The following is a 13,868-nucleotide window of genomic DNA, read 5'->3' on the forward strand; positions in this document are numbered from 1 at the left end:
CGCACCATAACATTAAGCTGGGCTATTTCACTCTTGTCACTTACTCAATTACTTACTCAACACGCTACGAAGTCACAGACTTCGCAGAGCGGGACGAGCGTGATGCTTCAAATTCGCTCAGCACAGGCTGCTCGCGTTAGCGAGGGGCAGTTATTATAATAAATGCTTTTTCAATTTCAATTGAATTTCTTTCCAAATGACCAAATATCATTTGTATTATATGAACCACTTAAATTTAAGTGCCTTCCGCCTGCAATCATCCATATTTTATCCTGAAAAATGGCTCCATCTGACCCAGATCTTTTTGTATAAGGACCATTACTTATAACTTCGTACCAATCACTCCCATCTGTACTAAACCATATATCATTCTGATATCCAGAGCCTCCATATCTAAAACCACCAAAGAGCCATATTTTATTGTCAAAAACTACACTAAATTGGCCTACACGACCAGGAAAGACATTGTTTTCGGAAGTTGCTTTTTCCCAAGAAACCCCGTCACTACTATACCAAGCATCTCCTATAGGTTGACTAGAAGCTATGTTTCCTCCTATCACCCATATTTTTCCATCAAAAACGACACTAGAATGATCAGAACGTGGTTCGAATTGTGCAGATTCAGTTGCCATAACCCATTCAATACCATTTTCAGTATACCAAACATCATTGGCGAAAATTGAATCTTGATTCTTTGGACTACCTCCTATTACCCATAATTTATTGTCATATACCAAACTCGAATGCTCCGTTCTTTCCGGAAAATCTGCATTTGGAGTAACTTGAATCCAATTTATGCCATCTTCGCTACTCCAAACGTCATTCGTTCGGAAACCAGCATATCCTGCAATTAGCCACATTTTATTATTAAAAACGGTTAAAGTAAAACCAGTTCTTCCCGAAAAATTTGGACTATCAGTTACGAGCACCCAGTCTATTCCGTTATCACTATTCCATATATCATTTAGATAACCCCCATAGCTGCCACCAATAACCCATATTTTATTTTTGAAAACCACACAGCGATGACCATTTCTTATGGGAAAACCAGCATTTTCAACTTCTGGTGAATTTGGAATCAATAAATCGACAGTCGAAAATGTTGATACTGTACTTTTTGTTATGGCGTTTTTTTCATCCTTCGCTTCAACTTGCCAATAATACTTTTTGCTCAGACCTAATGGAGTAATTAAGTCTAAAGATGTACTTTCTATATTTTCAAACAAAAGTATTTCAGGTGGATTTATTGTATCTAATAAAAAATTATATCGAATTATGCCACTTTCCGGATCAATGGAATTCTCCCAAATAAAAGTAGGCTTAAGTGATATGTCCAAAGCATTATTTTCTACTGCCAAAAGCGAAAAATCACTAGGTTCCCCATTCAAAATTTCCGGTACTATTTCAGGATCGTTTGACGAAGATGAACAAGAAATGATTGTAAATGCAAGTAGACTGATAAAAAAATTATAAAATTTAATAGATTTGGTCATAATCAGAGTATTTAGAAATTTTGTTTAGTGTATTAAGCTTAAAAAGTAATTTGTTTAAAATTACATTTTTCACTGGCACGGCACGAGCGTGATGCTTCGACTTCACTCAGTACAGGATGCTCACGCTAGCGGAGGAAGTTTGCAACTTCGCACCATATCATTACGCTGGGGTATTTCACTTTGGTCACGTATTCACGCAATACGCTACGAAGTCACAGACTTCGCAGAGCGGGGTTTGACCTGTCAAATATGCTATGTTTTTCAAAACTTTTTGATGTCATTAATTCTTAATTCTTGTTAGTTTTTTTTGCATTATTTACAACTTATTTATACCTATAAAATAAACCCATATATCCCCAAAATTAGGGCATACAAGACTATTGCAACCTATCACTTTTTTAAAACTATACCTTACAGAAAAGCGTAAAGCCATTTCAAAATATTTTCGTAACTGTCTTGTTTGCAACAAGATGGTCTTGCCCTTATTGCCATGAGAACAAAGAGAAAATAGGGATGTAAAAATGTAACGAATTAGGGCTTCCACAAGAGGATTGGGAAGTCCGATCAAGGGGGTGCGCCCTTTTGGGATACTGGTACCGGTGTGTGTAAAACGTTTGATCAAAGCTTCGCCCTACAAAAAAAGGGCATTGGTTTTTTTAGCTGGCTTTCCGTTCATGACCGTTTTCGGGAGTTTACAAAACGGTGCTTTCAATCACACTTCTAAAGTAAGGCAAATACTATTAATGGCATAACCCAGTTATCAAGAGTTATCAACCAAAATCATATAAAATACAAGTCTATTTCTATAGGTTCTCTTTAATCTCAGTTTCCTTGGCACTCAACTCTTGCAATAAGCCATCGAGAGCCGTACGGTCATAATACTTTCCTTGTTTCACCACGGCATGTATGAGCTTGGTATGTTTTATATCCTCCAAGGGGTTGGCATCAAGGATCACCAAATCTGCCCAATGCCCCGTTCTTACGTTCCCGAGTTCTTCTTCCATATCAAAATACTTTGCGGGATTTACCGTAGCGGTTTTTAAAACCTGTAATGGGGTGAGTCCGGCTTCTACCAAAACGGCCAATTCCTCGTGTAAGCTAGCTCCGGGGGTCAAAAAGAAGATGGGACAATCGGTGCCGGCCATCATATTGATCCCGGATTTATGTATGTTCAAGGTCATGTTCATCAACCATTTTACATACTCGATCCTAAAAGGGGTGATTTCATTTTTTGAGAACAACTCTATGTTCCTTTTCCAGTCCCGTTCAATATATTCGGGCAAATATTTAAAATCTTCTTGCCACTTTTCTTGGGTGAACGGCCTTTTTACGAACCCCGTGCTCAATGCCAGGGTCGGAATTTGCCAGGTGTCATTTTTTGCGAGGACGGCCAAAATTTCCTTGGCCTTTTCCGGGTCATAGTTCTCAATGGCCCGTTGTCGTTGTTCGTTATGTATTTTGGAACGGAGGGCAGCCCCTTTTTCATCTTTCCCAAGGGTCAAAAGTTCATTTCGCTCTGCCAAAAGTTCGTCGGCATTGGAGGCGCAGGACAGTTCCAGGTTTCGTAAATGTTCCATACTGTTCATACCTGCGTTCGATGCACTTATCACATCCATACTTAAAGGAACATGGCCAGTAACCTTAAGTCCTTTTTCCTTTGCCAGCTCGTTGATCAAGATAAATTGCTCGGGTGACAACATTTCATATGCCTTTAGGAAATCTACCTCTAGACTGTCCAACTCATTCACCTTGTCCCTTACATCATTTAAAGATCTTAAACCCTCTGAAAGTGGCGGGTGTCCGGGGTCACTACCATCATAAACATTGGGCATACCGTCTAAAAGCGGACCTGCGACCATTACCCTAGGGGCATCGGTAGGGTTGGCCAATGACAGTTGTTTCCATTTATTGACAAAGGAAATATCGCCTCCCGTATCCCGTACACTGGTAATACCGTTCGCCAGGAACAAATTGAACATATGGGGCGCCATTTCCTTGATGTACGAAAAATGCATATGGGCATCCCATAACCCGGGAATCATGAATTTTCCCGTACCATCAACAATGGTATTCTTCTTGGATAACCGTATTTCTTCGGTAGGCGTTATCTGAAAGATCTTCCCCTCTTTGATGACAAGGGTCTGATTGTTCTTTAATCCTTCTTCGGGGTCAATGATCGATATGTTCTCGATACATAGGGCATCTTTGAACAGTATGCCGAAATCCTGACAAGAGGTAAGCATAAAAAGTGCGGCATAGCACAGATTGAAGACTTTATTCATTAGAGTTTGGTTTGGTTTTTTAGGGTACGGTTCAAGGGGCCGTCAATGCTTTTTTCTACCGTGCGCTAATACAAACTAACAAAAGAATTACTCATTATTAACGATTTACATCCCTTTTCATGATACCCATAAAAAACCCTCGCGCATTTCTCATTATTGTCATAAAACAAATACGTTTTTTGGTAATAGCTAAATCCCAAAATGTTCACGTAGAGTGGTGTTCCTTTTTAATTTCACGCAAAATATGATTCATCACGAATCCCCCGATTTAGGTTATCGGCAAGAGGTTTTGCATGAGCGGCTTATCAACAAGTTTCGATCTTTAAGACAGACGGAATGCCATCCATCTAAAAAAACCCTTAAAAAAATCAGGAATGTGGTTTCTTACTCCTCTACCTCGGTATAGCCCGGTAGGCCGTGTAAGCAACTTATGATCTGGTTGCCCCCAGGTTCCCCGGCATGGTAATGGTAGCCTCGAATTTCATCGGAGTGCCCCCCACATTCGTCCAAGTTTTCGGGTTTGTCCCCGTTTTTATCCAACAAGGCATAAATTCCGAATCCGTCTATGGCATAGCCCAACATGGGAGCATGCACATCTTCCTGGACAATTTCCTTGGTAGAACCCGTAACGGCATGGTAATGATAGCCCCCATGCGGATTTACATGTCCGCCATGATCATCTAAGGGAGCAATGGTATGTGCAGCCAATATGGCGTGTGTAGGTGCCGGAGGATCATAATTTACCCCATTGAAGGCCATTCCTATGCCTCCCCTACCAAAACTTTGGGCGGTGGTGAGGTATTGTGGTTGTACGGGAATCACAAAGGTGGTTACCTGATCCTTGAAAAAATCGGGCATACATTCCACACAATAGTTGTTGTAGGCTTCATCAACATCGGGCTTTGCAGCGGCCAAACAGGCTTCCTTGGTCAAGGTGACGTTTATGGTACCGTCCTCGTTATACATTTTCCATTTATCATCGTTATAGAACTCATCCAAATTGGCGATAAAATGCCCCGATACATCATAGACTTTCCCATCTTGGAACCAAATGCCCGCTTTTTCCATACCGTCTTCAATATGCAGTGGGCACCAAGGCCCCATCTGATGTTCGGTGGCCCGTGAATGGGTCTTTATCACATAACAAAGGGTTTCCACGCCCGATAAGACCATCGTATCCTGGGCGATTTCCCCTATGATGTTCTCTTTGATAAGAAAATCCGTATTTACGGGAACGGACTTTACGGTGGTATCGAAGTCATCTGGACTTACACTGTTTTCATGTTGCTCCATCGGTGGTGGGGGTTTGGGCCCGTTTTCCAATTCGCTTTCGGTCAAGAATCCGTCCTTATCCGTATCTATATTTGAAAATTCCTCAACAAGGGGTCCGCCAACTTCCTCTTGGGACAGTTTTCCGTCCTTATCGGTATCGAAATCCGAAATGATCTGGCTAGCCGATGGACGCTGCCCATCTTCGGGACCTTGATTACGTTTATTGTTGTCCTTGCAGGAAAAAATCAAGGTCAGGAGCAGAATAAAAGCGGTTTTTTTCATGGTGAGGGATTTCTATTTCGTTCGAAAGATAATCGTTTTGCATAAAAAAGTATGGCAACGGTTATGATTCCCGAATATAATTTTGGTAGTCCATTTTGAAGTATTGAAGAAAGTACCGAAATAGAAATGGTACCAAGGTCTTATAAAACGTTGTAGATCATAATCACGGAAGCCACCAGTTGTGTGCCTGCAAAGAGGTATTTAAGGTTTTTTGGTTTTGATTTCACCGCCAGTTTAGCACCTAAGAATCCGCCTACCAGTCCACCCAATGCAAGGGGAACGGCCAATTGTGGGTAAAACACCCCGGCACCCAAATGCCCGAAAAAACCAGCTGCCGCCGAAATGGTGACCAAAGTGGTCGATGTGCCTACGGCAATATGCATGGGCACACTCATGGTGAGCAACATTAAAGGCACTAAGAAAGAACCCCCAGAAACCCCTACCATACCCGAAATAAAACCGGTGAGCAAAACCACGGGAACGGTTATCAAAAGGTTTACATGGTATTCCTCGTTATTGGAGGTTAGGGAAACGATCCATTTACGATCGCTCTTCAGGTGCTTTTTAGGTTTTCTCAGCATTAGGATGGCGGCCAGGAACATGACCACGGCAAAAACGATCTTCAACATTCTTTCATTAAAATAATGTCCCAGATACCCACCGCTCATTGCCGAAACGAAAATCAAAACCCCCAAAAGGATGGTGAGTTTCCAATGGTTCATTTTTTGGCGACTGAAGAGAATGGTGGCCATTAAGGAAGAAGACATTAGGATAAATTGCCCGGTAGATGCGGAAAGGTTCATATCGATCCCTGCCAATACCAGGGTGAGTACATAAAAATTGCCGCCTCCGCGACCTGTCATTGTCATTACGAATGCGATCAACATTATAATGGCGGCCAATGTCCAAGTGTCCATAAATCCAAAAAAAATCGGTGGCGCAACGTAGTCATTTCTACCGGTCTTGCCATACCACGCCAAACATAACAAGAACCATTATATACAATGGAAGTCGATATAAGGAACATACCGCTTGAATCGTACCCCAAAGGTATAACAAATGATGGTTTTTACCCCCAAAATACCATCATGATCCATACGCTTGCCTTTGGGGCCGAAACTACTAGCACTAAAACAAGATCCTATACCATGGAACAGACCTATTGCTATGGCCTATTTTTGATCATGTTGTAAGGGAATTTATCCCCAGACTAACAACAACCGCTACCAGGAGCGCAGGAAGTTGCCGCCTGAATTTCCGAAAGTTTCAATTTCGGTTTCACTGCGGGAATACCACAATTGTCCTTGGCCAGGCAATCGGTCTGCTTTGTGGTCAATAAGAAATTGGTGCCATCATGATCCAAACCGAATTTACCAATGGTATCCCCTTGGTACTCCACCTCTATTTCCAAATCCCCGATGCCCAGAACCTTTTCTGAAAGTTCTATGATATGCACCAATTTTTCAGGATGCAGCCTATGGTCGTAATCATCGGCCTGCCATAGTTGAAAGTTCACCACTTCTTCCTTACGTACCGTACCCCCGCAATCGATGAAGTTTTTGGTGACCTTCCCTACTTCGGTCACATGAAAATGTCTTGGGACCAATTCCCCGTTCGGTAATTCAAAGGCCAAGGTCTCTGACTTGCCCAAGATTTCTTTTATTTTCGATAGTCTCATAGTTGTTGTTTTTTCTGATTTCGCATTAATAAATTATTTATTCGTGTCGCCAAATAGAGCATTTCTTTAGCGATATTGGAGGAATCCGTAGAATCTAAAACTAGATTGTTATCAATTGAATTGTCGATAAGGTTATCTTGAAGGAAAATCTTAATGGCTATCCCTTCGGGTACCTGAAGGTCGCTCAATGATTTCCCATAAACCTCCCAACTGCCAGAACCGTATTTTAACCTGTACCCCATAACCCCATTTTTTTGGTTGTCCTTTAATGTAAACCCATATTCCTTGAGTTGTCGTAGCCCTGGTATTTTTTGATTATCCGCTGCTAAGCCTGCGGATTGTATTTGGAAAAGATCTACATGGCCGTAGTAAAGTATCCCGGTAGTAAGCCAAACCATGGAAAGCTGACTGAGTTCATGGTTGTTGGCATCTACCAAAACGACATGGGCGATTCCTTTGTCATCCCTTTTTCTAATCATTGTAAAGGCAATCTGATCCAGGAGTTTTAAACGGTCCTCCGGGATTTCGATAAATGTGGTTCCGATTTCCACGACCGATTCTTTAATTCTGTCTTTTAACTTTTGCGCATTCACGGCCTGCATAAAGCTCAGTAATACGAACATGGTAAGCATTGTCATTTTAGTTTTCATTGTATATGGGATTTTGATTGTTTACTATTCCTTTATTGCAATAAAACGATTAATTAGTGCAAAAAAATCGAATGTTTCCCCTTGTCATTAAATGATAACCCTTATGAGGCGACCTTTTTGCTTTACCTTCGAGCTACATTTTCCAACAACCAACGACACCTTGACCAGATATGATTCTTATTCATACATCTATTCATTGCAATATTACGATAATAAAAATTACACACAAAAATATTTTTGTTGAAATGGTGGAAAACTTTACTCACTTCATTGAAAATTGCCCTTAACCAAGTAATGTAGTAACCTAAGAATGAAGATGTTGCTATTTCCCGAAACCCAAAGGTTTACCCTTTATTCGCAGCTTCCCAAATGGCAGTAAGACTAACTTTATCGGCCCTATATTTTTCGGGCATGTCCTTATAGGCTTCCATCGTAAAGGAAAAAGGTTTGCTTGCATCAAAGTTCCAATACATATCGTTTAATTGACCGTCAGTACTCTCTACATTCCAATTCGGTACCTGTATCAATGAATAATCCCCATTGGGAGCAACACCCAAAGCATAGGTATTTAGATCCTCAAAGGTGTTGTACTTTAAAACGACCTTTGCATTGAGTAGATTGTTTTCATCGGTATAGAACTCCACCGATTTTTCATCATACCCCTGTATTTCTGGAATCCAATCCCTCTTCTGGATCTTGAGGAACTCTTCGCTTACGAGAACACTATCGTTTTCTTCCTGAATCACCGTAAAAAGGTCTTCTTCGACAATTACGATGGTCTTGGCAATCGGGTCTATGGTAACCAACGTTTTTTCCGCTGCGATACGACTGTTCTTTATCCCGAACAATGCCCCTAAAACGTAAAATGCTACTTTGATCTCTACCATTTGTTTCTTGATCTATTATGTTATTCCAACATCAGAATAACGGATGCCTTCATTCCTTTATTATCATTCTCCGATGGAAGTGTTATTTCGAAATAAGTTACGTTCCCGTCAATTTTCGAAACCTGAGAACCTTTAACCTTATATTTTCCTGATATTCCGAAGGAAAGCTTTTCAAGCATCTGGGTTGGATCCACCGCTTCTATCTTCCATCCTCGTTCAAGTTTATAAAGATTCAATAAACAGGGAGAATTGATTTTCAATTGTTGTTTATGCCCTATGGGCACTTCACTAGGCTTAAACGCACTGATGGCTATGTTCTTCCCCTGATCAAAACTTAGGGCATGTACCGCCCCGCTATGCACCAGTATTCGCCCCAATTCCTTTTTTATCGCTTTTTCCGCTTCCTTTTCAGAAACACCCACGATACTTACATAAGCATATTTTGCGTTCTTTGGTCGTATGCCATGATCCACTTCCAGGTCAAAAACCTCTTTTGATATAAGGGTATCCGTTTGCCAAGTCAATATCTTTTTCCAATTACCGGTCTGTATACCTTGCTGAACCTTCAATTGTTGCTTTCCGAGGTTCACATATGCAATACTATCATGCCAAACGGAAGTGATTTTGCCCTTCTTCTTGTTAATGATCACCGGACCTTTTTTATAACATTGATTGATGGTGGTCACCACCTCAAAATCCCTATCGGTACCAATGGCCGAACCCAAGGCATAGACCGTATTGTCCTTGAAAAAATAGGATTTATTCGCTTTTAGGCTATCCCGTCGATATTCAAAAGCGGAAATCCCGCCCCAATCACTCTGTAGGCCTCCCGTAAAATGGGAGCCGTTCCTATATCCAGACCATGTCAAAACGGGAAGTGGTACAGTATCCTGTACCGTAGTGGTGCCGGGTAATTTCCTCCAGTTCCATACCGGATAAATTTCATGGTATTCGTCTCCCCTGCGATAGATCAGGTTGGTACCATCACCCAGATGATAGCCCATTAGGTTTTCGCCGTTGCCAGCCTCAGCACCTATTACCCGTTGGGAAGACATACGTACGGGCGAGAAAAATCCGTTTGTGCGATACAGGCTATAATCCGAATTTCGAAAATGGACATACTCCTTGGGGGGACCGGTTGGATTCTCATGGGAATCGAACAAGTTGAATATGCGCTCAAGGTTTTTATAAAGATCGTATTTTGATTTTGGCCCTCGATATTTTTCGCCGTTCACCCTCTCCGGGAAAAGTTGTCGTCCCGTTGCCAAAAGCTCGTATTTTCCTTTATAATTGACTTTTTGCTGCGCCTGGAACATGAAATTGCGCATAAGGTCTACCTTCTCTGAAGAAAAGGCGATACCCGTTTTATCGAAAATGAACATCCACTTTACAATGTCCTCGGCAAAATGCAATCCGTAGTTCCCTAATTGGGGTTGGGGACCGTGTTGGTGAAAGGAATAATCGGGTTGAATACCTTCTTCATAGGGTTTTGATGGCACTACGACGGATTTGATCGTATCGGCGGCGGCCGTCATCAAATCCCTATTGCCACGAACCAGTTCGCGCATAAATACATTACCACTGAGCCATATCTTATTTTGACCCGTCATCTTGATTTTGGACTTGTCCATCACTTTCAAAGACCTCACCATCGTGGAATCGGGAATGATCTTTTCACAAATGATAAGCGTAGGCCCAATACTTTGGGGAACCCCAATTTCCTGATGCCACCAGTTGTCGCTATAAAAATCATGGTAGCTCCAATAATTCAGTCCGCCAACGATTGCCTCTGCCAAATGATCTTGCTGGTAATAATCGCTGTTCACATCTTCATAGGCAATGGCGAGTTTAATAAGTCGTTTCAAATGTTCCCGCGGTTTCCAATTACTTCTTCGGTGCATATCGTAATCGATGTCTCCAAAAGAAAAATCCCCCTTCATTCCCTCAAGTAAGTGGGCCACTTCGGCGTTACTCACCTTTTCAAGCAAATAAAAATCCCTTACGTTTTGTTTGAGTTTATCCAGATCGTTTGAAAAGATCGTTTGATGGCAGATGACCATCGCTATAATCAAGATCCATTTTTTCATACAACTACTATTATCCATGCTTTGCCAATAGCGACATTTTGCTATTACAAAGGTATTGGACTACATCAAGGAATTGAACTTATTTTGGGTTTTTTATGCGGTGTTACCCTTTTTTGGAATGTTGCGAGCGGAAGTGCATTATGAAATAGTATATTCAATAATTTACTGCTTACCATCGCACCTTGGATCATTCGCTTTATTGAACTATTTCAATGACCACATTGCCCCTTTTCCTTCCTAGGTCAACATACTCATGTGCCGCAACGATTTCATTGAGTCCGAAGGTTCTGTCTAAAAACGGTTTTAGCTTTCCGGCTTCCGCCAATTGTTTTATACGCCCAAGGTTTTCGATCTTCTCTTTTGTCAGCATTTTGATCGTAACGAAAGCACCTCCCTCTTTGAGCACCTTTTTTGCCTTTGATTTTGCAGTTTTGCCTACGGCATCAAAAACGATATCGAATTTTTCATGGCTTTCCGAATAGTCTTCTTTTTTATAATCCAATACATCATCGGCACCCAATGACCTTACCATATCAAAATTAGGGCCGCTACAAACGGCCGTTACCATGGCATCTTGCTGTTTTGCCAACTGAACGGCATAGCTGCCCACACTCCCGGAAGCCCCATAGACCAAAACCTTTTGTCCTTTATTTAAACTGGCCTTATCCAGAAGGTACATGGCGGTCATTGCCCCAATGGGTAAGGCCGCAGCTTCCTTAAATCCCAGATTATCCGGTTTTATGGACAAAACCCCATGTTTCCATTCCTCAGGTAGGCAAATATATTCGGCATAGGAGCCTGTGGGCAACATGGTCGTGGTCCCGAAAACCTTGTCCCCTACCTTGAATTTCGTGACGTTCTTTCCGATCGCTTCGATGGTCCCGGACAATTCATGCCCTAAAATTTTCTTTTTCGGTTTAAACAGGCCGAATATCAACCGTGCCGGAAGCCAAAACAAGGGTGGGAAATCCGATGCCCGCAATCTTACATCCCCTGCGGTAACGGTTGCCGCATGTATTTTGATAAGAATTTCATTTTCCTTGGGCTGGGGCTTATCCACCTCTGTCAACTGAAGAACATTGGGCGGGCCATAAGAGGTATAAACTGCTGCTTTCATTGTATTTGGTGTTTGTTATTCACTAAAATACGTATACCGATCAAAATTAAAAAATAAGGATAATCTTTTGTGGTTGTGCAACTTAAGTAGGATTTAGGGTCATGCCCCTTTGGGTATCAGTAGGCTTATATTCTTCCGTAAGGCGATCAAACCCAAAATAGGACCTATGGCCAAAATAACGTACAAACTATTGGATTCTGTAATCGTCATGATTGCCGTAATGCCCTGGATACTGATAATGGTTATCGCAAAGCCTATACAATTAACGATGGTAAGTGCGGTACCCTTTAGTTCCGCCGGGGCATTTTGGGCCACCAGGGTAGAGAACAATGGGGAATCGGTAATTACGACCATGCCCCAAAATATAAGAAACCCTATAAACAAACTTGGGGATCCACTATCAAAGACCATAGGTGAAACCAAACAACATGCACCCGATAAGAACAATGCGATAAAAGCCGTGCGTTTGCTGCCGACCATTTCTGATATATACCCTCCCAAGACACAAGCGAGTCCGCCCATACTTATGATCACGAACGATAACAAGGGAATATTGAAATTTGCCGTTGAATGTGACAGACCATACTTCTGGAGCATAATGGGTACAAAGGCCCAAAAGGCATAAAGCTCCCACATATGACCGAAATAACCAAATGCCACTGCACGGAATTCCTTGTTCTTAAACACGCTGACACAGGCGGAAAGCTCCGTTCGTTGTGCCGCCTTCCGATACGGGCCATCGGGCACTACCAGAACCATTAAGAGTCCACCGAACACCGCTAGGGACGAAGTTGCCATGAGGACGGATTTCCACGGATATGCTCCCGTTAGGTCTTTTAGGAGATGCGGGAATGCCGTACCTACGACCAAGGCGCCCACTAAAAATCCGAGTGACTTGCCAAGGCCTTTTTCATAATGGTCCGCGGCAATTTTCATTCCCACCGGATAGATACCGGCAAGAAAAAAACCGGTAAGAAAACGAAGGGTAAGCAAACTGGATAAATCGTTGCCTTCCCAAATAACCCCTAAATTAAAAGCTGCCCCAAGAACGGCACTGACCATAAATACCTTTGAAGGGGAATATCGGTCGGCAATGGCCAACACTGCAAAAATCAAGGTACCGATGATAAAACCGAACTGTACGGCCGAGGTCAAATGTCCCATGGCATCACCATCAAGACCAAAACTATGTGCAAGGTCATTGATGACACCGTTACCTGCAAACCAAAGGGAGGTACAGCAAAATTGGGAGATCACAATGACGGGAAGTACGTATTTAGGGTGTTTCAATGATGATCGTATTCGGTTTTGAAATGAATTTGGTCGCAACGACCCATTTAAACTTTCACGAAAATATGGGTTTTGAAATTAATGTGAAGGTCCCTGTACCTTATACCCTTTATTTTTATATTTGGTTTCAGACTATTCTGGCCCTTATTCATGAACAACAAAGAAAAACCCTTCCAAAGAACAAAGAAGCCTTGGCCCACAAAAGATGCCATGGAGCAGGTTTATGCCATGAACCTTTGGGGCGGGGAAACCTCCTCTTACTACTCTGGTAACGGTTCCCATGATCCAGAAGCCGTACAACCTTATATAGCCGCTTTATCAACGTTCTTGTCCGCTTTTGAACAACCACTTACGGTATGTGATCTAGGCTGTGGGGATTTTAATGTCGGGAAAGAACTGGTGGGTTATGCCAAAAAATATATCGCGGTGGATATTGTTCCCGACCTGATCGCCCATAATAAAGAACGGTTCATGAACAAGAACCTGGAATTCCGTTGTTTGGATATCGCCGTGGATGAACTACCCGATGGGGATTGTGCCATAGTCAGACAGGTACTTCAACATTTGTCGAATGCCGAAGTTGGGGCCGTAGTCCGTAAATTGTACGGCTATAAATATGTTGTTCTGACCGAACATATTCCTGAAGGGGATTTTACACCCAATATGGATATAATCTCTGGACAAGGCATCCGAATCAAAAAACAAAGCGGATTGAACCTATTGCACCCTCCGTTCAATCTAAAAATAAAAGAAGAAAAACAATTAGTGTCCGTGCTCTCGAACGACCATAAGGGAAAAATCGTGACCACCCTATACACGGTATTTTGAAC

The 13,868-nt window shown here is 42.1% G+C and carries 12 protein-coding genes; 2 read left to right on the top strand and 10 right to left on the bottom strand.

The window, feature by feature from the left end:
- Nucleotides 1-176 precede the first annotated feature (176 nt).
- From R3X28_RS16095 to R3X28_RS16110, 4 genes are all read right to left on the bottom strand, one after another.
- Complete coding sequence (locus tag R3X28_RS16095; protein WP_317665686.1) at nt 177-1,493, bottom strand: kelch repeat-containing protein; 1,317 nt, start codon at nt 1,491-1,493, stop codon at nt 177-179.
- Between the two features lie 803 nt (nt 1,494-2,296).
- Nucleotides 2,297-3,775: an amidohydrolase family protein gene (locus R3X28_RS16100; protein ID WP_317665688.1), complete on the bottom strand. Its 1,479-nt coding sequence runs from the start codon at nt 3,773-3,775 to the stop codon at nt 2,297-2,299.
- Between the two features lie 384 nt (nt 3,776-4,159).
- Entirely contained in the window at nt 4,160-5,329 is a 1,170-nt protein-coding gene (locus R3X28_RS16105) for a YHYH protein (protein ID WP_317665690.1), read from the bottom strand.
- 140 nt (nt 5,330-5,469) lie between these two features.
- Nucleotides 5,470-6,246 carry a sulfite exporter TauE/SafE family protein gene (locus tag R3X28_RS16110; RefSeq protein ID WP_317665692.1) on the bottom strand — a complete coding sequence of 259 codons (777 nt, stop codon included), beginning with the start codon at nt 6,244-6,246 and terminating at the stop codon, nt 5,470-5,472.
- A gap of 87 nt (nt 6,247-6,333) precedes the next feature.
- On the opposite strand from R3X28_RS16110, the gene R3X28_RS16115 reads away from it, so the two are divergent.
- On the top strand, nt 6,334-6,522 hold the full coding sequence (locus R3X28_RS16115; RefSeq protein ID WP_317665693.1) for a hypothetical protein: 189 nt from the start codon (nt 6,334-6,336) through the stop codon (nt 6,520-6,522).
- Nucleotides 6,523-6,539: 17 nt separating this feature from the next.
- On the opposite strand, the gene R3X28_RS16120 is transcribed toward R3X28_RS16115, so the two are convergent.
- From R3X28_RS16120 to R3X28_RS16145, 6 genes are all read right to left on the bottom strand, one after another.
- The gene (locus R3X28_RS16120) at nt 6,540-7,007 is read right to left on the bottom strand and encodes a DUF6428 family protein (RefSeq protein WP_317665694.1); all 468 of its coding nucleotides are present in this window, start codon (nt 7,005-7,007) and stop codon (nt 6,540-6,542) included.
- Nucleotides 7,004-7,657, bottom strand: coding sequence for a hypothetical protein (locus R3X28_RS16125; RefSeq protein ID WP_154366837.1), 654 nt, complete (start codon nt 7,655-7,657; stop codon nt 7,004-7,006). Before R3X28_RS16125 ends, R3X28_RS16120 begins: the two co-directional genes overlap by 4 nt.
- Before the next feature lie 344 nt (nt 7,658-8,001).
- Nucleotides 8,002-8,544, bottom strand: a complete 543-nt coding sequence (locus R3X28_RS16130; protein ID WP_317665695.1) for a hypothetical protein — start codon at nt 8,542-8,544, stop codon at nt 8,002-8,004.
- A gap of 20 nt (nt 8,545-8,564) precedes the next feature.
- Entirely contained in the window at nt 8,565-10,631 is a 2,067-nt protein-coding gene (locus tag R3X28_RS16135) for a polysaccharide lyase family 8 super-sandwich domain-containing protein (RefSeq protein ID WP_317665696.1), read from the bottom strand.
- Nucleotides 10,632-10,827: 196 nt separating this feature from the next.
- Nucleotides 10,828-11,748: an NAD(P)-dependent alcohol dehydrogenase gene (locus tag R3X28_RS16140; protein ID WP_317665698.1), complete on the bottom strand. Its 921-nt coding sequence runs from the start codon at nt 11,746-11,748 to the stop codon at nt 10,828-10,830.
- Between the two features lie 99 nt (nt 11,749-11,847).
- Nucleotides 11,848-13,038 carry an MFS transporter gene (locus R3X28_RS16145; RefSeq protein ID WP_317665700.1) on the bottom strand — a complete coding sequence of 397 codons (1,191 nt, stop codon included), beginning with the start codon at nt 13,036-13,038 and terminating at the stop codon, nt 11,848-11,850.
- A 150-nt stretch (nt 13,039-13,188) separates the two neighbouring features.
- Here R3X28_RS16145 and R3X28_RS16150 point away from each other — a divergent pair, with 150 nt between their 5' ends.
- Complete coding sequence (locus R3X28_RS16150) at nt 13,189-13,866, top strand: class I SAM-dependent methyltransferase (protein ID WP_317665702.1); 678 nt, start codon at nt 13,189-13,191, stop codon at nt 13,864-13,866.
- Nucleotides 13,867-13,868 lie beyond the last annotated feature (2 nt).

Source organism: Maribacter sp. TH_r10 (assembly GCF_033101095.1).
GTDB lineage: Bacteria > Bacteroidota > Bacteroidia > Flavobacteriales > Flavobacteriaceae > Maribacter_A > Maribacter_A luteus.

Bases quoted from the DNA above. Each gene is read 5' to 3' on its own strand.
- R3X28_RS16140 (WP_317665698.1), bottom strand. From the start codon at position 11,748: ATGAAAGCAGCAGTTTATACCTCTTATGGCCCGCCCAATGTTCTTCAG.
- R3X28_RS16120 (WP_317665694.1), bottom strand. From the start codon at position 7,007: ATGAGACTATCGAAAATAAAAGAAATCTTGGGCAAGTCAGAGACCTTG.
- R3X28_RS16105 (WP_317665690.1), bottom strand. From the start codon at position 5,329: ATGAAAAAAACCGCTTTTATTCTGCTCCTGACCTTGATTTTTTCCTGC.
- R3X28_RS16115 (WP_317665693.1), top strand. From the start codon at position 6,334: ATGGAAGTCGATATAAGGAACATACCGCTTGAATCGTACCCCAAAGGT.
- R3X28_RS16125 (WP_154366837.1), bottom strand. From the start codon at position 7,657: ATGAAAACTAAAATGACAATGCTTACCATGTTCGTATTACTGAGCTTT.
- R3X28_RS16150 (WP_317665702.1), top strand. From the start codon at position 13,189: ATGAACAACAAAGAAAAACCCTTCCAAAGAACAAAGAAGCCTTGGCCC.
- R3X28_RS16095 (WP_317665686.1), bottom strand. From the start codon at position 1,493: ATGACCAAATCTATTAAATTTTATAATTTTTTTATCAGTCTACTTGCA.
- R3X28_RS16135 (WP_317665696.1), bottom strand. From the start codon at position 10,631: ATGAAAAAATGGATCTTGATTATAGCGATGGTCATCTGCCATCAAACG.
- R3X28_RS16130 (WP_317665695.1), bottom strand. From the start codon at position 8,544: ATGGTAGAGATCAAAGTAGCATTTTACGTTTTAGGGGCATTGTTCGGG.
- R3X28_RS16100 (WP_317665688.1), bottom strand. From the start codon at position 3,775: ATGAATAAAGTCTTCAATCTGTGCTATGCCGCACTTTTTATGCTTACC.
- R3X28_RS16110 (WP_317665692.1), bottom strand. From the start codon at position 6,246: ATGGACACTTGGACATTGGCCGCCATTATAATGTTGATCGCATTCGTA.